Genomic DNA, 17,104 nt, shown 5'->3' with positions numbered 1-17,104 from the left:
CACCGCGCAGTCTCCTCTGGCCGAAAATACTTCGGCCGCAGGCGGCGGCTGCAAAGCCGCTGTAAAAAACAAAAGCCCGGCAAAGAGCCGGGCCTTGATAGTCTTGTCGGATCAGCTGCTTATTTAAAGCGGTAGTTGATCCGGCCCTTGGTCAGGTCGTAAGGTGTCATTTCAACCTGGACCCGGTCGCCTGCCAGAACTCGGATGCGGTTTTTGCGCATCTTGCCTGCCGTATGAGCGATGATTTCATGGCCGTTTTCCAGCTCGACCCGAAACGTCGCATTAGGCAGGAGTTCCTTCACGACACCGGGAAATTCGAGCGTATCTTCCTTGGCCATGTTGTCTCCATCATTGGGTTACCCCGCAAACTGCGGGACGTGCGCTTAAATGGGGGCATTTTTCCAATATTTCAAGGGCTCAATCAGGTTATGACGGCCTTTGTGACCGATTTCACCCGCGGCATTTGCTCTTCCCAGTGCAGCCGGTTCAACACCCCGCCGTCAGCCCGGACACGTGCTATGGCATCAAGGTCCGCCTCCCCGTAGGTCCAGCCGGGCCGGTTCATGCCGCCTGCGGCCAGCACACCGGTCTCCGGGAACCCCTTGTCAGGCGGGCCGAAAATGCCTCCCATGCCGGTATTTGCGTCCACCGACTCGGACCAGTCGTAGCGGCCCACCAACGACGCCATCGCCGTCACGCACTGGTTTTCCAGCGCCCGAGACATTGCCCCGATACGCACCCGCCAGTATCCGGCAAGCGCCTCGGTGCAGGAGGGAATCAGAATGACGTCCGTTTCTGCAAGGGCGCGTCCCAGCAACGGGAATTCACTGTCGTAGCAGATCAGCACGCCGATTCTTCCCAGCGAGGTATCGAAAACCTTGAGAGCCCCGCCTCCGGTGATGCCCCATTCCTCGCGCTCGAAACGGGTCATGATCTGCTTGTCCTGATGGTCGCGCTTGCCGGAGGGCGCATAAAACTCCGCCCGGTTCACCGGCCGGGCTGATCCGCTGTTCACAGGCGCTGAAGCCCCCAGGATATGCACCCCGTGTTCAGCGGCGAGTTTCTGGTGCAGGGCGGCGGCGTCTTCCATTTTTTCCGACACGGAATGGATCGACTGCTGCAGATCGCCAGCAACCGCGGCGCCATCCAGCGTGGACAGCTCCATTGCGCCGTATTCCGGGAACACCAGCAGCTCTGCCCCGTTGCCGGCGGCCTCTGACACCCAGGCGGCCAATTTGTCTTCATACTGCGCCCAGCTGTCGAGCCAGTCGAGCGTATAGGCGGCAGTTGCGATTTTCATCCTGTCTTCCCTTTTTTTACAATGCAGCCCACGCATTCTTCCGGTCATTTCTGGCGGCCTCCGGAAACGGGGGGACTTCCGTGCACCGCCTGTGCACCCCCTGCGCCCCTCTCTTGCAACGGTCCTGTGGAAAACCCCTCTGCATGACCGCTCCACCTTTGCTACAAATCCCGGGCCCAGAACTGCAGCGGCTTCTTCGTCTCTTCAGACTGACCCACATCTTTCCAGGAAAAATGCGCAATGGCGCCATCCAGGGGCTGATAGCCGCGCTTGCGCCAAAACGGGTCAAGCGGCGCATAATCTGCAGGCCGCAGCGGGTGGTCCGCCGGACGTTGCACCCCGCAGAACGCGCATTTACGGAAACCGTGTTTGCGGGCATGGGCCTCCCGCGCATCGAAGAAACCGTGCCCGGCGCCGCGGCCGCGGTAGCCCGGAAGCAGCACGGATTCGGCACAGTAAAAAACGTCGCTCAGATCGATGCCGCTGTTGTCAAATGCGGCTGCAAAATCATCCGCATGGTCGGCCAGCGGCGCACCAGTAGAGGCACCCACCAGAGTGTCTCCGTCAAACGCGCCGACGACAACAGCCCTCGCGCTGTCGCGGTAGCGTTGCAGGTAGTCCCGCTCATAGGCCAAATCACCATCGTAAAGATAGGGCCAATCCCGGAACACCTTGATCCGCAGGCGTGCGACATCGTCCAGCGCGGCCTCTAAGACCGCGCCGGTCATCGCTTCGATGCGGAGGGCCATCATGCAAGGGCCGGCTTGCCGGACACCTGCGCGATCCAGTCCGCCAGGTTGTAATAGGTGGTCAAACGGGAAATCTTGCCGTCCTTAAGCTCAATGAACGATCCGCCGGGCAGGCGGTAGGTCTGGCCCTTGGCTTCGGGCAGGCCTTCGTCGGTCACCAGATAGGTGCCGTTGACGATGAATTCCGCCGCTGCGCGGGAGCTGTCCTCAGAAGAAAAAATAACCATATCGGTCAGCTCTTCTTTGTAGCAGCGGCTCATATGCGCACAGAACGCGGCGAATTTCTCCTTGCCTACACGGATCTGCCCCTCGTTCACGTGGTGGGCGATCTGCTCGTCCAGGCAGTCCAGCATGGCATCGGTGTCGCCAGCGTTGAAGGCTGCAAAGTATCGCGCGATAGTGTCGGTCATGTTTTCTCCGTTGGTTCGCCCCAGCGATTCTTCAGATGCTGGATGATTTGGTCCCGGGATTGCCGGTAGACATCTAGCTTGGCTGCGCGCGTCTCACCCAGCCCGGTAGGGTCCATAATTGGCCAATATTCGACATCAAGGTGAAAAAAACGGGTGAGTTCCAGCGCCCGGCGCTGGCTGGCCGGCGACAGCGCCACCACCAGGTCAAAGGACGACAGATCATCGCCCCAGCGCTCCATCTCGTCAAACGAGCGGGAGCGGTGCCGCGAAAGCTCGACTTCAATTTCCTGGCAGACGGCAATCGAAAAGCCATCGATCTCCATGTCGTTCTTGACGCCGGCAGACTGCACATAGGTGCCGGTGCCATAGAATTTCTTCATGATGCCCTCCGCCATCGGCGAACGGACCGAATTGTGGTCGCAACAGAACAGAACGGACTGCGGCAGTTCCTCCACCGGTCAGCCTCCGAAGTGCAAGACGCAGATCAAGGTGAACAGGCGCCTTGCGGTATCGATGTCGACTTCGGCCTTGCCTTCCAGCCGTTCCTGCAGCACCCGGCTGCCTTCGTTGTGGATGCCGCGCCGCGCCATGTCGATGGTCTCGATCTGACTGGGCGGCATGGTTTTCACGGCACTGAAGTAGCTTTCGCAGATTTGATAGTAGTCCTTGACCACCTGACGGAACGGCGAAAGCGACAGGTGGAATTCTGCTGCTTTCTCGCCCGCTTCGGTGTTGATATCAAAGACCAGCCGCTTGTCGCGGATCGCCAATCCCAAATGGTAAGGTCCGGCGGGCAGATCGCGTCCATCGCGGGACGGAAGCGCAAAACTGTTGCCCTCGATCAGGTCGTAAATCGCCACTTTGCGCTCCTGCTCGATCTCGGGCGTCGGAGGCGGCAGATTGCGGTCGTCCAGTTCGATATGGCTAATGCGGCTCATGGGTCTTTGTCTCTATAATGCGCTGAGGCGTCCGGCCATGAGTATCGCACCGCCGCGCCTGGGGCAATGCAGCAGCGGGCGTCAAAGCCTGCGCCATTTGCGGCAGTGCTTGACAGGCCACGCCCGCACGCACAGCTTGCCTGCAATAGGAGACAGGATGATGACAAGGCTTGAACAGTTCTCCCTCAAAGGCCAGCGCGCGCTGGTGACCGGCTCCACGGACGGGCTGGGGTTTGCCGCGGCCAAGCTTCTGGCGGAAGCGGGCGCCGAGGTCTGGGTGAACGGACGCAGTCAGGACCGGGTTGCGGATGCGCTTGCCCGGATACCCGGTATCGCCCGCCCACTGGTTCTGGATGTGGCTGATGAGGGATCAGCAGCCGCGGCATTCGAAGACATCGCCGGTGAAGGCGGGCTTGATATTCTGGTCAACAACGTGGGGCAACGGGACCGGCGCGGCCTGACGGAATTCACGCGTTCTGATTTACAAGCGCTATGGGATGTTGATCTGGTCGCCCCGTTCCGCCTTGCGCAATTGGCCGCCGCCCAAATGGCACCAAATGGATATGGCCGTATCATCAACATTTCCTCGATTGCCGGCCTCATCGCGCAATCCGGAGATGCCGCCTACACAACTGCCAAAGCCGGCATCAACGGCATGACCAAGGCACTGGCGGCGGAGCTTGGCCCATATGGCATCACCGTGAATGCTATTGCCCCGGGGTTCTTCAAAACCGGCCCCAATATGGCCGCGGCCAGCGATCCGGAAATTGCTGTAAAACTGAAGAATGCCACCTCGCTCGGCCGCTGGGGCGAACCGGAAGAGCTGGCCCCGGCCATCCTGTTCCTTGCTTCGCCCGCTGCCTCATACATCACCGGGCAGGTGCTGGCCGTGGATGGCGGGTATACTTCGCACTACTGAACGGCCAGTGCTTTCTTTCCGGTTCAAAATACTCCGGGGTGCATGCGTGCGCCGCGCACAGAGTGGCAGCGCCCCTCAAGTTCTCAACCGTTCAACGCATCCAGACGCGCCGTGACAGACAGACCGTGCGCCTGCAGGCTTTCGCTGTGCGCCAGGATTTCCGCGGCCGGTCCGATTGCCCGCAGAGAATCCGGCGTCATCTGGCTGAGGGTCGTGCGCTTGAGGAAGTCCAGAACAGACAGGCCGGAGGAAAACCGGGCCGACCGGGCGGTGGGCAGCACGTGGTTGGGGCCGCCCACGTAGTCACCAATGGCCTCGGGCGTAAACTGCCCCAGAAAAATTGCTCCTGCGTGCACGGTCTGTTGGCTCAGAGCGGCAGGGTCTTTGACGCAAAGCTCCAGGTGTTCCGGTGCTATGCGGTTGGACAAGGCCGCAGCCTCATCCAGATCCCGCACGGTGATCACCGCACCAAAGTCCCGCCAGGAGGGTCCGGCAATTGCGCGGCGCTCCAGCGTTTCCAAACGTTTATCCACCGCCGCTGCCACAGCCAGGCCAAAACCCTCGTTATCGGTGATCAGAATCGACTGGGCGCTTTCGTCATGTTCTGCCTGGCTCATCAGATCCAGCGCAATCCAGTCAGGGTTGTTGTCTTTATCCGCAATCACCAGGATTTCGGAAGGGCCCGCAATCATGTCGATGCCCACCTTGCCGAAGACCCGGCGCTTGGCGGCGGCAACAAAAGCATTGCCGGGGCCGGTGATTTTATCAACCGGGGCGATGGTTTCAGTGCCATAGGCCAGTGCTGCTACAGCCTGAGCGCCGCCGACCCGGTAGATTTCATCCACGCCCGCAATCTTTGCGGCCAGCAGCACCAGCGGGTTGATCTGTCCGTCCGGGGTTGGAACCGTGACCGCCAGCCGCTGCACGCCTGCAACTTTTGCTGGAATAGCGTTCATCAGCACCGACGAGGGATAAGAGGCCAGTCCGCCCGGCACGTACAGACCCGCTGCCGAGACCGCTGACCAGCGCCAGCCCAAGCTTGCGCCGGTCTCGTCCGTCCACTGCGCGTCTTCCGGCATCTGGCGGGCGTGGTACGCGCGGATGCGTTCTGCGGCCACTTCCAGCGCCTCGCGTTCCTCTGCGGAAACCGCGGCGATGGCCGCCTCCACTTCTGCGCCGGTAATCCGCAGCTGCGCGGGGTCCAGTTCCATCCGGTCAAATTTCGCTGTCAGCTCCACCAACGCCGCATCGCCACGGGCGCGCACGTCGGCGATGATCCCTGCCACGACTGCATCCACATCCGGGCTATCCTCACGCTTGGCGCCCAAAAGAGCGGCAAAGGACTGTTCGAAATCAGAATCGGCGGTGTTCAGAAACTGCGGCATCGGGATCTCCTTTGGCCCTCGCATAGCTTTATGCCGGAGCGGTCTCAAGAACTATGGCGCGGGGCGGTGCAATTGGACGCAAGGATAGGGCGCTGCCCCTCATGACCAGACGGCCAATTCACCCCGGAGTATTCGGGACCAGAAAGAAGCAGCAGCCGTCAGGGCAGGGCTTTTCGCATCGGGATACATGATGTCCCGCAGAATCCCTCAGGTGCGTCAACTCTTTGCCAGCCATAGCTTTGGTAAAAGCCCAGCGCCGCGCGGGTCGCGTTCAGCCGCCCGTCGCTGTGGCCTGCCCCGCGCAGTTCCGTTTCAAGATGCCCCAGCAGCATGGACCCGGAACCGCGCCCGGCAGCATTGGGGGAAACATAAAGCAAAGAGACCGTCCCCTCCGGCTCCAGGCCGCCGACCGCTTCGGCGCCGCCGCCCCGTTCCGCCAGCCAGTAGCGACCGGGGCCGTCAATCCAGCTGACGATCTGCGCAGGCGACTTGTCCGCAGTCCAGTCAGCTATTCTTGCGGCATCGCCGCCGTGATCCGCCCGGCACAGGTCGCGGATCGACGCGATGAGCAGCTGACTCATCGCAAATACATCAAAGACTGTGGCAGGGCGGATCTGCAGCTCCGTCGCAGGGCGGGTAAAGACCTGCGAAACGCCGCGCTTGTTTTGCATCGGTCAAACGCCATGATCCGGCGCGTGCCCCGACGGCGCGCGATAAGGCCTGGTGACATCCCGCAGGGACACCTCCAGCGCCTCGACCGCCAGGCGCAAGGCACCGTCGCCAGCCAGGGTGAGCAGCACGTGGCCGGCACCGTCCTCACCGGGCTCGAAATCAAGGGCGAGCAGCGAAAGAACCAGATCCTTGTCCTTGCGGTCCACGCCCTGCGAGGCGACAGCCAGCACATTGTCCACCACCAGCAGCGACTGCACACGCTCAAAAGGCCGGGCGCGTCGTTCCGCAGCATCGCGGTCTTCCCAGCGAAACCGGTTCACCAGCAACGCGAAACGGCGTTCAGCCGCGCGCCAGCTCATTTCAGTTACCGGAAAGACCGCATCTTGCAGCAACGAGGACAGGATCTTAAGGTCTTCGGCCTCCAGCGCGCCCAGGTTCAGCGGCGCCTCGCGGCCGTCTTCGAAACTTGCATCCGCCATCACTCTTCCCTGATCCGTTCGATTCTGGCACCGACCCCGGAAAGTTTGCGCACCACGTGTTCATAGCCTCGGTCCAAATGGTAGACCCGGCTTACCTTGGTTTCGCCTTCCGCCGCCAGACCGGCGAGAATCAGCGAGACCGAAGCGCGCAGGTCGGTTGCCATCACCGGAGCGCCTTTCAGCTTTTCAACGCCTGTCACCGTTGCATGGCCGCCGTGCACTTCGATCTGCGCGCCCATGCGGGTGAGTTCCGGAGCATGCATAAAGCGGTTCTCAAAGATCTTTTCTTCCAGCACGGAGGTGCCTTCAGCGGTACACATCAGCGCCATCATCTGCGCCTGCAAGTCGGTCGGAAAGCCCGGGAATGGCTCAGTCACCACATCCACCGCCCGGACGCGGCCGTTCTTGCGGCTGACCATAAGCCCCTTGTCCGTCTCCGTCACTTGAATCCCTGCTGCCTCCAGCTTCTCACAGAAAGCTCCCACCAGGGAGATGCGGCCGCCTAGCAGTTCCACTTCACCACCGCAAATGGCGGGAGCCAGCATATAGGTGCCAAGTTCGATCCGGTCAGCCACCACCTGATGTGTCGCGCCATGCAGGCGGTCAACACCCTGAATGGTGATCTCGGGCGTGCCGTCACCCTCGATTTGCGCGCCCATTTTGCGCAGGCAATCTGCCAGATCAATGATCTCCGGCTCGCGTGCAGCGTTTTTGATGACCGTGGTGCCTTTGGCCAGGGTGGCCGCCATCATGACGTTTTCAGTCGCCCCGACCGAGGCGAAGGCCAGAGCGATCACGGCCCCCTTGAGGCCCTTAGGAGCCTTGGCATGCAGATAGCCATCTTTCAGTTCGATCTCAGCGCCCAGCGCCTCGAGCCCCTGAATGTGCAGATCCATCGGCCGGGCGCCGATGGCGCAGCCGCCAGGCAGCGACACCACCGCCTGTCCCAGCCGCGCCAGCATCGGACCCAGCACCAGGTTGGAGGCGCGCATTTTCCGCACGATGTCGTAATCCGCGACATGGCTGGTCAGGTCATGGCTCGACATTGCCAGCACCTGACCGTCCTGCAGGCTGGACACTTCGGCCCCCAGCGACTGCAAGAGCAGCGTCATCGTCTTGATATCGCTCAGCCGCGGCGCGTTGGTCAGCGTCAGCGGTTCTTCGCTCAGGAGCGTCGCGGGCATCAGGGTGAGGCAGGCGTTTTTGGCCCCTGCGATAGGAATCTGCCCGTTCAGCGGGCCGTTACCAGTTACCAGAATCGAATCCATCTGCCCTTACTCTCCGTTTTTGCCCGTATCCTGGTCCGGCTTTTCCGCCCGCGCCTTGGCCTGAGCCTTGCGCCGGGCCATATTTGCCTTGAGCGCCGCCTTCAGCCGGTCTTCGCGCGAAACCGCTGACCTGTCGTTTTTCGGTGTTTTCTTCTCTGCCATAAGACTTCTGTAACTTAGTGCGAAAAAACCGTCCAGAATGCTCTTGCGCCCCTCAGCGTTTATGCCTAAAAGCCCCCTCACCGGCGCTGCTGTAGCTCAGAGGTAGAGCACTCCCTTGGTAAGGGAGAGGTCGAGAGTTCAATTCTCTCCAGCAGCACCAGTTAATCTCCTGATTTTGCTAATAGACCTTTTTTCAAGGGGTTACGCCTGCCGCACTGGTTCACAAAGGTGCTATACCTTGCGTGTCAGAGCCATGCCGAATTCATTGCTGAAAATCGGCGTCTACCAGATCAGGGCGCGTGTCCCGTCTGACGTGGCCGCCAAAGCCAAGGACACTCTGGTTCAGGTTCCCACCGGTGATTCGCCTGGCTTCATCAAAGCCACCACTCACGCTGCCTGCTCGCTGAAAACACGCGATCCAGCAGAAGGGCGAAACCGACACGCCGATGCTGTTGCTGCACTTGAGCGGCATCGGGACTTTCTCCGCCGGGATGTCGTGGAGCTTTCCTTCAAGCAGCAGGCAGCCTCCGAGGCAAGGGCACTCGCGCAACGGTCTTTGGATTTTGCACCACCCCATTGCGGCCGCAGCACCGCTAAGACGGCCCCGGTGTTGTGAAAACCAAATTTTCAGACTTTACGACGACATTAGGGTTGAAACGAACACATTGCATAGATTCTGGACACGGATGCCGGCAGTGCTTCGCGCAAATCCAAAGGTGGCAAGATGGCCGTGTCTAAATTTTCCGCGCGCGGGCTGCGCGCTCTCACCAACCGAACCTACTTGCCCGCCCTGCTTGCCTTCGTGGTGGTCTGTGCCGCAGGGTTTTATGCTGAGCAGCAAAACGCCACAATCCACCACCAGTCAGAACGTGCCAGGATCCAGCAAGAGGCAGGGGTGATCAAATCCCGGCTGGAAGGTCAAATCAATGGCGACTATCAGCGGCTGCGCGGACTGGCCGCGATGCTGGCCACCCAGCCGGACATGGAACAGGCGCAGTTCAGCCGGATGGCTGCGCAGGTGCTTGAGGGAAAGACCGCCATCCGGCACATCGCTGCGGCTCCCGGCTTGGTGGTCTCTCTGGTCCACCCGTTAAAGGGGAACGAAACCGCCATCGGCCTGGACTACAATCAGAATGCCGCACAGCGCGCGGCGGCGTACCGGGTGCGCGATAGCGGTGACATGGTGCTGGCCGGGCCGGTAGACCTGCTCCAGGGCGGCTCCGGGTTCATCTACCGGCTGCCTATTTTCAGCGGGTCAGGAACTGACCGGCAATTCTGGGGCATTCTCTCAGCTGTGGTCGCAACCGGCACCCTTTATGCAGAGACCGGCATCAATGGAAACAAAAGCGGCCTGGAAATAGCGCTGACAGGCCAAGACGGGACTGGCCCTTCCGGCCGCCAGTTCTTTGGCGTGCCGGACATGCTGGCCGAAGATCCCGTGCTGTTGGACATTGACCTGCCAGCTGGTTCATGGAAATTGACCGCCCGCCCCCGAGACGGCTGGCAAAGCGTTCCGAGCAACCTGTGGAAGCTGAGGCTGGCGCTGATGGCGGCGGCGGCACTGGTCGTTCTCCCAACGTTTCTGGCCGGCAGGCTGTCTGCGGCGCGGCAAACCGTGATCGGCCAGCTGCGGCGCAGGGAAGCCGAACTGGAGGCAGTCTCCCGGCGGTTGGAAGTTGCGGTAAAGACATCCCGTGTTGGCATTTGGGAATGCGGTCCGGAGAGCCAGAAAGTGAGCTGGGACAGCCGCATGCATGAGCTTTACGGCGTGCCCGTGGATCAGGGGCCGCCGGAGGGGACAGAGTGGATGGCCATGCTGCATCCCGGCGACCGGGACCGGGTAGCGGAAGCCCTGCTGTCAGCAGAACGGGACAAGGCACCTTTCGCCTCCGATTTCCGGATTGTGTTGGAAGATGGCACCTTCAAGCATATCCGCGCAATGGCCAGCCCGTTTACAGATGCGCAAGGCCGCGACTGGTTGATCGGCGTCAACTGGAATGTCTCGGAGGATGTCCATCTGCGCGAACAACTGATCCGCGCGAACCAGACGCTGTCCGAGCGGAACAGCGAGTTGAATCACGGTAAACGCGCACTGGAGGACGCCCATGCTGCACTGCAAATACAACAGGCGGAGCTGCACCGCCTGTCGCTGGTCGCAAAACACACCTCCGACAGTATTATCCTGACCGATGCAGAGCGGCAGATCCTTTGGGTCAACGAGGCCTTTACCCGCGTCACAGGCTATGCCGCCAGCGAGGCGATTGGCAGGACACCTGCAGAATTGCTGTGTGGCCCTGATACCGACCCCGGCGTGGTCCGGGAAATAGACCGCCACAAGGACCTTGGTATCCCCTATCGCAACGAGGTGCTCACCTACACCAAATCGGGGGAAGTCGCCTGGTTCGACACCAATATCGTTCCGGTGATTGGCGAGGATGGCACAGTTGACCTGATTATCGGCATTGAACGCGACATTACCCGCAGCAAACTGCGGGAACAGGAACTGGCCGAGGCCAAAGTTGCCGCGGAACAGGCCGATCGGGCCAAATCGGAGTTTCTGGCAAACATGAGCCACGAAATCCGCACCCCGATGAACGGTATCATCGGCATGGCCGAGTTGCTGGCAGAGGCTGAGCTGTTGCCGGATGAACAGCAGAATTTGGAAACCATCCGCAGTTCGGCCCAAGCACTGCTGAAAGTCATCAACGATATTCTTGACCTGTCGCGGCTGGAAGCGGGGAAGTTCTCCATAGCCGAAGAAGACTTTGACCTGCGTGACTGCATAGGCGGGGCAGCGGGGCTTTTCCGTCCGAAAGCGCAGGATAAAGGTTTGTCGCTGCAGGTCTCTTACGCTGAGGGGCTGCCGGAGCGGCTGCATGGAGATGACGGGCGATTGCGGCAGATTCTGGTCAACCTGATCGGCAACGCTGTCAAATTCACACCGCAAGGCAGGATTGACGTCCGCGTTTCACATGCCGGCGGCAACCCTTATTGCCTTATTGCCGAAGTTGAGGACAGCGGGATCGGAATATCCGAATCTCAGGCGCGCCATATCTTTGACCGCTTCACCCAGGCAGACGCGGCGACGACAAAGGCGTTTGGCGGAACCGGTCTGGGGCTTACTATTTCCAGCATGCTGGCCAAACGGATGGGCGGCAGTATTTCCGTCAAATCGGATCCCGGCCAGGGCTCATGTTTCCGGCTGGAGCTGCAGATGGCGCCAGCCAAACGGGCGGCAATCCCGGTCTCGGGCATTTCTTTGGACACCGCGCCTCAGATCCGGCCTTGCAAGATTCTGCTGGCTGAAGACAACCAAACCAACAGGCTTCTAATCCGCAAATTCCTCCGCGGACAGCCGGTTGAGCTGGCTGAAGCCGGCAATGGCCGTGCGGCAGTGAAAATGTTCAAGGAACTGCAGCCGGATATCATCCTGATGGACATGTCGATGCCCGAGCTGGACGGCATTGCGGCCACACGGCAGATCCGCAGCCTGCCCGTTCCCCAGCCAACAATCATTGCCCTGACGGCCAACGCTTTTTCCAGCGACCGGCAGGCCTGTCTGGATGCAGGCATGGATCATTTCCTGACCAAGCCTGTCAAAAAGGCAGTTCTACTGCACACATTGGCATCAATTTTAAGAGACACTCCCCCCATTGATCAGCTGCTCAGGGCCAGGGCCTGAAGTCTCAACTCAATCCCATTGAATGCTGGCAGATCAAGATGCCAAGGATCTAAACAGCCGTCCCGATCAGGGCCACACCGGCGGCCATCAAGACCGCTGAACCGAGCCGCCGCATCCAGTATCCTTCCTTGAGGAAGACAAATCCGATCAGCGCGGCAAAGATCACCGAAGTTTCACGCAACGCAGAAACGGCCCCCAGCGGGGCAAAGTTCTTGGCATAAAGCACCAGCCCGTAAGCCGCCATCGATACCAGCCCACCAGCAATCCCCAGCACCCAAGTCCGCTTGGGCAAAGCCGCCAGGGTTCGGCGCTTACGCACAGCTATGAACCCGGCGATAAAGATGTGCAGAAAGCCCCCCCAGGCCCAGTAGCTGAGTGTGTTGCCGGACAAACGCACGCCGATACCATCGGCCAATGAATATATCGAAATACAAATTCCGGTTCCTGCGGCAAAGCCGAGGGCCGCTCGCCCAACACCTGAGCGCAGCGCCTTCCAGCTGCTGAGCTGGATTCCAAGGGCAATCACCGCAATCCCTCCCCAGGCCTGAAACGGCAGCAGCTCACCGGCAAAGATCATCGCCCAAATGCCGACAAGCGGCGGCACGATGCCCCTTGCAATCGGGTACACGACGCTAAGGTCACCGTGCTGATAGGCGCGGCCAAGCATGTAGAAATACCCGAAATGAACCACCGTGGAGAGCAGGATATAAACGAAGCTTTCTGCAGACGGCAGCGGCAGCACAGTGATCATTACTGCACTGGGGATCACCTGGCCAAAGGCGACCAGCCCTAGTGTGGTGGTACGGTCCGCAGCCGTTTTCACAATGGCATTCCACACAGCATGCAATACCGCAGCCGACAGGATGATGGCGATGATAATAGGGGTCATATTCTCGACAGGTCTTTAGGCGGGCGGCTGTGTTTCCAGTCTCAGTCTGCCTCTTCCGGCAGCATTTCATTGATCAGCCGGGTCTCCAGCAGCTGCCCGTTCTGGTACAGAACCGGATAGGCTACAGCTGCAATGTGGCTGTTGAATTCACGTAAGGCACGCAGCGTTTCCAAATGGATGTCGGACGTGTCAAAGCTTTCCCGGGCGCCATTCTGCAACCGTTTCAGGTGGCGTTTCCGGCTATCGTGCTCCATCCGCTTCAATTCGGTTTTTTCCAGGCTCAGCAGCCGCGCGCTCTCCAAATCATCAGAGATCAGCACATTGGAGGCCAGCTGCATATTGGCCATGATTGCCTCATGCATCCGGGTGATCTCCAGCCAGCCGTCCCTGGAAAAGTTCAAGTTCCTTTTATTCAACTCTCCCGCCAGGACTGTTAATCGGCGCGCCACCACATCGCCGGCGGTTTCCAGGCGGATGGCATAATCCATCAGGCCGCGGGCCGTCTTCAACTGCTCTTTGTCAAATCTGTCCTCGGGGATCGCGGCCACATATTTCCGGACACCGGAGAGACAAGCGTTGACCTCATCGTCCATCGACTGGACGATCTTGATTTGCTCTTTGCTGCCTGATTGATACAGTTCCAGGATCGGGCGGAACATGGCATTGACCTGGTCCGACATCCGCAGCAATTCGCGTTTAAGATTAGAAACAGACACAGCAGGTGAGCCATAGCTGCCCTGTTCCAGCGCACTCACAGGCCGCCCCGGATGCTTTACCTCTGTCTGCCCGGGTTCGGGGAACAGCCGGGCAAAGACATCGCCCAACGGTGTGCAAAGCGGCAGCGTCAGCACTAGCAGTGACGCATTGAAGGCCAGATGCGCGTTGACCAGCATCTGACCGCCTTGCGGATCCCCCAGCACCCCTTGGCGCAGCGCCAGATTGGCGCCGAACAGGCAGATCACCGCCCAGGTGCCGCGCAAAGCCAGGTTGGCATAAGGGATGCGGCGGGCCCGCAAATCCATCCCGCGGCTCAGCCAGACCGGAATGAAAGCAGAACCGAAATTCGCCCCCAACACCAGTGAAAGGCCGGCGGCAAAGGGAATGGCACCAATCTGCACCAGCGTCACGCACATCAGGATGGCGGCAACAGACGAATGCATCACAAAGGCCAGTGCACCACCGACCAAAAACGCCGTGATGTAATCCCGCGCCAGATAGCCTGCAACTGCCGGCAAAAAGGTGCTGTCGCGGATCGGATCCATTGCCTCGCGCAGAAAACGCAGCGAAATCAGAATGAAAGCGACCCCCATCAAGATCCTGCCCAGCTGCCGCGCCTTCTTGGCTTCTGTCTTGACGAACAGGTACCCGCCTGCCGCCAGCAACACCGGCACCAGCCAATCGAGCTTGAAGGAGAGGATCTGAATGATCAGCGCCGAGCCCAGGTCGCCGCCCAGAACGATGGCCAGCCCGGTGGGAAAAGCCAGATAACCGCTGGCTGCGAACCCGGAGGTGAGCAGCGCCACAGCAGCCGAACTTTGCAAAACGATTGCCAGCACCAGGCCAACCAGGCCCGCCTGGAGATGGCTTTGCCGGCCAGTCAGCAACCGCTGGAATGACGCGCCATAGCTGCGCTCGATTCCGGTGCGCACCATCCGCACTGCATAAAGCAGCAGCATCGTGGCTCCCGCCAGACTGATGAGAAAAGTCAAAATTGCCATATCAGTTCCTGTTTGCGGCCTGCAGCGGGTTTGTATCGGCTCGAGCCGCAGCCAATTCTGCCTGTTCGCGGCCCGGATGCACCCGCGGCGGGCATCTCCTGCGGCCGTTCATCAGGTCTCCTGCTTTTCAGGTTGCCTGGCGGGCAAGGCCAGATGTATATCAGTCATCGTTGCCACCCTGGGCAACGTCCACTTTCACCCCCCAGCCTGCCAGCGCTGCAGAGAGTTTCTTGTCAGGTCTGCGGTCCGTAAACAGCGCATCGATCTTGCGCGGGGCGGGGCCGCAATGCGGCGCCGTTTCCGCGAACTTGGGATGGACCACAGCCACCGCCACCTGCTCTGCGCAATCGGCAACCACCCCAGCCAGCTGGGCCTCGGCCGCATTGTGATAAAGCACGCCTTGTTTGGCAGAAAATGCGTCAGCAGACAGTATCGCCAGATCCAGCGCAAACCGGCGGACCTGCTGCTCAGCCACAAAGCCAAAGGTGCCGCGCTCATTGCTCTGCAATTCACCGCCTAACAGATGCACCCTGTTACCATTGTGGTTTGCCAGTGCCTGCGCAGCTCCGATAGAATTTGTGACCACGATCAGCCCGGTCTTCTGCCGCAATTCCTCCGCGACAAATGCAGTGGTAGAACCGACATCCAGAAACAGCGCCATGCCATCACGGGCAAATGCGGCGACCCGGGCCGCGATCCCTGCTTTTTCCTTTTGATTCTCAGAAATCCGCCGGGCAAAGCTGGTCGCGCTTTGCGGCCCCGGCAGAAAGGCTCCGCCATGCACCCGTTGCACGGTGCCAGCCTTGTTCAGCGCCTTGATGGTGCGGCGCACCGTTTCCTCGGACACATCAAGCATTTTTGCAAGCTCTGCGCTGCGGGCCGAGCCGCCCAAACGCCGCAAAGCGTCCACCAGTTCCAATTCGCGATGAGAGAGAGAAAGTGAGTCCGTCAAGAATGAGCCTGTTCGCGTTTAACTGCCTTGCGACATAAGGCATGAATTCCTTCCGGGTTACAAGGCAGCCCCACAAATCCCCACATTTTTCAGCCTATCCCGGCCTCCATCCGGGCATTTACCGCCAAACAGGCGCCATCATGTCCAACCTCCGGCTGCTCCTGCCTCTTTTTTTGGCTTGCCTGTGGCAGCCTGAAATCGTTGCGGGGTGCGGCCACACCTGCGCGCGGTGCGGGCGCCTCCTGACGCAAAGCAAAACCGCCGCGGCCTTGCGGCGCGCGGCGGTTCGTTTTCTTCACTCCTGCAAGGGCTTACAGGTTCGGGTACAGCGGGAACCTGGCGCAGAGATCCGCAACCTTGGCGCGCACCGCGGCCTCCACATCCGCATTGCCGTCTTCACCGTTGGCGGCCAGCCCGTCGATCACCTCGATGATCAGATCGGCGATCTGGCGGAACTCTGCCTCGCCGAAGCCGCGGGTGGTGCCTGCCGGGGTGCCCAGACGCAGGCCGGAAGTCACGGTGGGCTTTTCCGGGTCGAACGGGATGCCGTTCTTGTTGGTGGTGATATGGGCCCGTCCCAGCGCCTTGTCGGCGATATTGCCGGTGACGCCTTTGGGGCGCAGGTCGACCAGCATGACATGGGTGTCGGTGCCGCCGGTGACAATGTCCAGCCCGCCCTGGATCAGCTGGTCCGCCAGTGCCGCCGCGTTGGCGCGGACCTGCTTCTGGTAGGCCTTGAACTCCGGCTTCAGCGCCTCGCCGAAGGCCGCCGCCTTGCCGGCGATCACATGCATCAGCGGGCCGCCCTGGATGCCGGGGAAGATCGCCGAATTCACCTTCTTGGCTATGCCCTCGTCATTGGTCACGATCATGCCGCCGCGCGGGCCGCGCAGGGTCTTGTGGGTGGTGGTGGTGGCCACATGCGCGTGCGGGAACGGCGAGGGGTGCTCACCGGCAGCGATCAGACCCGCGATATGGGCCATGTCGACCATGAAATAGGCGCCGACGCTGTCGGCGATTTCGCGGAATTTGGCAAAGTCGATCTGGCGCGGGATGGCGGAGCCGCCGGCGATGATCAATTTGGGCTGGTGCTCGGTTGCGAGAGCCTGGATCTGATCGTAGTCGATCAGGTTGTCGCTTTCGCGCACACCATAGTGAACCGCGTTGAACCACTTGCCCGACTGGTTCGGGCGGGCGCCATGGGTCAGGTGGCCGCCGGAGGCCAGATCCATGCCCAGAATGGTGTCGCCGGGCTGGATCAGCGCCTGGAACACACCCTGGTTCGCCTGGCTGCCGGAGTTCGGCTGCACATTGGCATATTCGCAGCCGAACAGCTGCTTGGCGCGGTCGATGGCCAGGTTTTCGGCGACGTCGACATACTGGCAGCCGCCATAGTAGCGGCGGCCCGGGTAGCCTTCGGCGTATTTGTTGGTGAGGACGGAGCCTTGCGCTTCCATCACCGCGGCCGAGACGATGTTCTCGGAGGCAATCAGCTCGATCTCGTCGCGCTGGCGGCCCAGCTCGGCTGTGATCGAGGCATAAAGTTCAGGATCGCGCTCCGACAGCGCTTGGGTGAAAAAG

General features: G+C 60.7%; 18 protein-coding genes and 1 tRNA gene. 4 read left to right on the top strand and 15 right to left on the bottom strand.

Going from position 1 to position 17,104, the window contains the following annotated elements; genetic code table 11:
- Positions 1–119: 119 nt before the first annotated feature.
- The 6 genes from infA to AC0KW6_RS20215 form a co-directional block, all read right to left on the bottom strand.
- The gene (infA, locus tag AC0KW6_RS20240) at positions 120–338 is read right to left on the bottom strand and encodes a translation initiation factor IF-1 (protein WP_005620785.1); all 219 of its coding nucleotides are present in this window, start codon (positions 336–338) and stop codon (positions 120–122) included.
- Positions 339–421: 83 nt separating this feature from the next.
- The gene (locus tag AC0KW6_RS20235) at positions 422–1,300 is read right to left on the bottom strand and encodes a carbon-nitrogen hydrolase family protein (RefSeq protein WP_323782128.1); all 879 of its coding nucleotides are present in this window, start codon (positions 1,298–1,300) and stop codon (positions 422–424) included.
- Positions 1,301–1,461: 161 nt separating this feature from the next.
- A complete protein-coding gene (locus AC0KW6_RS20230) occupies positions 1,462–2,049 on the bottom strand; it encodes a GNAT family N-acetyltransferase (protein ID WP_474035874.1) in 588 nt (195 codons plus the stop codon).
- Positions 2,049–2,459, bottom strand: coding sequence for a ketosteroid isomerase-related protein (locus tag AC0KW6_RS20225; protein ID WP_323782131.1), 411 nt, complete (start codon positions 2,457–2,459; stop codon positions 2,049–2,051). The genes AC0KW6_RS20230 and AC0KW6_RS20225 overlap by 1 nt, the downstream gene beginning before the upstream one ends.
- A complete protein-coding gene (locus tag AC0KW6_RS20220; protein ID WP_323782134.1) occupies positions 2,456–2,914 on the bottom strand; it encodes an arsenate-mycothiol transferase ArsC in 459 nt (152 codons plus the stop codon). The genes AC0KW6_RS20225 and AC0KW6_RS20220 overlap by 4 nt, the downstream gene beginning before the upstream one ends.
- A gap of 3 nt (positions 2,915–2,917) precedes the next feature.
- Positions 2,918–3,397, bottom strand: coding sequence for a UPF0262 family protein (locus AC0KW6_RS20215; protein ID WP_323782137.1), 480 nt, complete (start codon positions 3,395–3,397; stop codon positions 2,918–2,920).
- Between the two features lie 160 nt (positions 3,398–3,557).
- Between AC0KW6_RS20215 and AC0KW6_RS20210 the strand changes: the two genes are divergently transcribed.
- Positions 3,558–4,316: an SDR family oxidoreductase gene (locus AC0KW6_RS20210; RefSeq protein WP_323782140.1), complete on the top strand. Its 759-nt coding sequence runs from the start codon at positions 3,558–3,560 to the stop codon at positions 4,314–4,316.
- 83 nt (positions 4,317–4,399) lie between these two features.
- Here AC0KW6_RS20210 and hisD read toward each other — a convergent pair whose 3' ends face one another.
- The 5 genes from hisD to AC0KW6_RS20185 all read right to left on the bottom strand — a co-directional run bounded on the left by hisD (position 4,400) and on the right by AC0KW6_RS20185 (position 8,282).
- A complete protein-coding gene (gene hisD, locus AC0KW6_RS20205) occupies positions 4,400–5,701 on the bottom strand; it encodes a histidinol dehydrogenase (protein WP_323782143.1) in 1,302 nt (433 codons plus the stop codon).
- 158 nt (positions 5,702–5,859) lie between these two features.
- Positions 5,860–6,372: a GNAT family N-acetyltransferase gene (locus AC0KW6_RS20200; RefSeq protein WP_474035867.1), complete on the bottom strand. Its 513-nt coding sequence runs from the start codon at positions 6,370–6,372 to the stop codon at positions 5,860–5,862.
- Between the two features lie 3 nt (positions 6,373–6,375).
- Complete coding sequence (locus AC0KW6_RS20195) at positions 6,376–6,852, bottom strand: DUF2948 family protein (protein ID WP_323782149.1); 477 nt, start codon at positions 6,850–6,852, stop codon at positions 6,376–6,378.
- Positions 6,852–8,120, bottom strand: a complete 1,269-nt coding sequence (gene murA / locus AC0KW6_RS20190; protein ID WP_474035866.1) for a UDP-N-acetylglucosamine 1-carboxyvinyltransferase — start codon at positions 8,118–8,120, stop codon at positions 6,852–6,854. Before murA ends, AC0KW6_RS20195 begins: the two co-directional genes overlap by 1 nt.
- Positions 8,121–8,126: 6 nt before the next feature.
- Positions 8,127–8,282, bottom strand: a complete 156-nt coding sequence (locus tag AC0KW6_RS20185) for a hypothetical protein (protein ID WP_024091800.1) — start codon at positions 8,280–8,282, stop codon at positions 8,127–8,129.
- Positions 8,283–8,367: 85 nt separating this feature from the next.
- On the opposite strand from AC0KW6_RS20185, the gene AC0KW6_RS20180 reads away from it, so the two are divergent.
- The 3 genes from AC0KW6_RS20180 (at position 8,368) to AC0KW6_RS20170 (ending at position 11,964) form a co-directional block, all read left to right on the top strand.
- Positions 8,368–8,442: transfer RNA gene (locus tag AC0KW6_RS20180), tRNA-Thr, on the top strand.
- A 93-nt stretch (positions 8,443–8,535) separates the two neighbouring features.
- Positions 8,536–8,898, top strand: coding sequence for a DUF6538 domain-containing protein (locus tag AC0KW6_RS20175; protein WP_323783718.1), 363 nt, complete (start codon positions 8,536–8,538; stop codon positions 8,896–8,898).
- 108 nt (positions 8,899–9,006) lie between these two features.
- Positions 9,007–11,964: an ATP-binding protein gene (locus AC0KW6_RS20170; protein WP_474035864.1), complete on the top strand. Its 2,958-nt coding sequence runs from the start codon at positions 9,007–9,009 to the stop codon at positions 11,962–11,964.
- Positions 11,965–12,013: 49 nt separating this feature from the next.
- On the opposite strand, the gene AC0KW6_RS20165 is transcribed toward AC0KW6_RS20170, so the two are convergent.
- From AC0KW6_RS20165 to glyA, 4 genes are all read right to left on the bottom strand, one after another.
- Positions 12,014–12,853 (bottom strand): EamA family transporter, encoded by an 840-nt coding sequence (locus tag AC0KW6_RS20165; protein ID WP_474035863.1) that lies wholly within the window; start codon positions 12,851–12,853, stop codon positions 12,014–12,016.
- Between the two features lie 41 nt (positions 12,854–12,894).
- Positions 12,895–14,571, bottom strand: coding sequence for a Na/Pi cotransporter family protein (locus AC0KW6_RS20160; protein ID WP_474035862.1), 1,677 nt, complete (start codon positions 14,569–14,571; stop codon positions 12,895–12,897).
- Positions 14,572–14,731: 160 nt separating this feature from the next.
- The gene (locus AC0KW6_RS20155) at positions 14,732–15,523 is read right to left on the bottom strand and encodes a DeoR/GlpR family DNA-binding transcription regulator (protein WP_474035861.1); all 792 of its coding nucleotides are present in this window, start codon (positions 15,521–15,523) and stop codon (positions 14,732–14,734) included.
- Between the two features lie 311 nt (positions 15,524–15,834).
- On the bottom strand, positions 15,835–17,104 hold a 1,270-nt coding region (gene glyA, locus AC0KW6_RS20150), incomplete at its 5' end, for a serine hydroxymethyltransferase (RefSeq protein ID WP_323782561.1).

It is taken from the genome of Leisingera sp. SA215 (genome assembly GCF_055902035.1).
Note: the sequence above shows the minus strand (reverse complement) of the source record. Positions and strands in the feature narration are given on the sequence as shown.

Coding starts and splice junctions, on each gene's coding strand:
- infA (WP_005620785.1), bottom strand. CDS start 338: ATGGCCAAGGAAGATACGCTCGAATTTCCCGGTGTCGTGAAGGAACTC.
- AC0KW6_RS20235 (WP_323782128.1), bottom strand. CDS start 1,300: ATGAAAATCGCAACTGCCGCCTATACGCTCGACTGGCTCGACAGCTGG.
- AC0KW6_RS20230 (WP_474035874.1), bottom strand. CDS start 2,049: ATGGCCCTCCGCATCGAAGCGATGACCGGCGCGGTCTTAGAGGCCGCG.
- AC0KW6_RS20225 (WP_323782131.1), bottom strand. CDS start 2,459: ATGACCGACACTATCGCGCGATACTTTGCAGCCTTCAACGCTGGCGAC.
- AC0KW6_RS20215 (WP_323782137.1), bottom strand. CDS start 3,397: ATGAGCCGCATTAGCCATATCGAACTGGACGACCGCAATCTGCCGCCT.
- AC0KW6_RS20210 (WP_323782140.1), top strand. CDS start 3,558: ATGACAAGGCTTGAACAGTTCTCCCTCAAAGGCCAGCGCGCGCTGGTG.
- hisD (WP_323782143.1), bottom strand. CDS start 5,701: ATGCCGCAGTTTCTGAACACCGCCGATTCTGATTTCGAACAGTCCTTT.
- AC0KW6_RS20200 (WP_474035867.1), bottom strand. CDS start 6,372: ATGCAAAACAAGCGCGGCGTTTCGCAGGTCTTTACCCGCCCTGCGACG.
- AC0KW6_RS20195 (WP_323782149.1), bottom strand. CDS start 6,852: ATGGCGGATGCAAGTTTCGAAGACGGCCGCGAGGCGCCGCTGAACCTG.
- murA (WP_474035866.1), bottom strand. CDS start 8,120: ATGGATTCGATTCTGGTAACTGGTAACGGCCCGCTGAACGGGCAGATT.
- AC0KW6_RS20185 (WP_024091800.1), bottom strand. CDS start 8,282: ATGGCAGAGAAGAAAACACCGAAAAACGACAGGTCAGCGGTTTCGCGC.
- AC0KW6_RS20175 (WP_323783718.1), top strand. CDS start 8,536: ATGCCGAATTCATTGCTGAAAATCGGCGTCTACCAGATCAGGGCGCGT.
- AC0KW6_RS20170 (WP_474035864.1), top strand. CDS start 9,007: ATGGCCGTGTCTAAATTTTCCGCGCGCGGGCTGCGCGCTCTCACCAAC.
- AC0KW6_RS20165 (WP_474035863.1), bottom strand. CDS start 12,853: ATGACCCCTATTATCATCGCCATCATCCTGTCGGCTGCGGTATTGCAT.
- AC0KW6_RS20160 (WP_474035862.1), bottom strand. CDS start 14,571: ATGGCAATTTTGACTTTTCTCATCAGTCTGGCGGGAGCCACGATGCTG.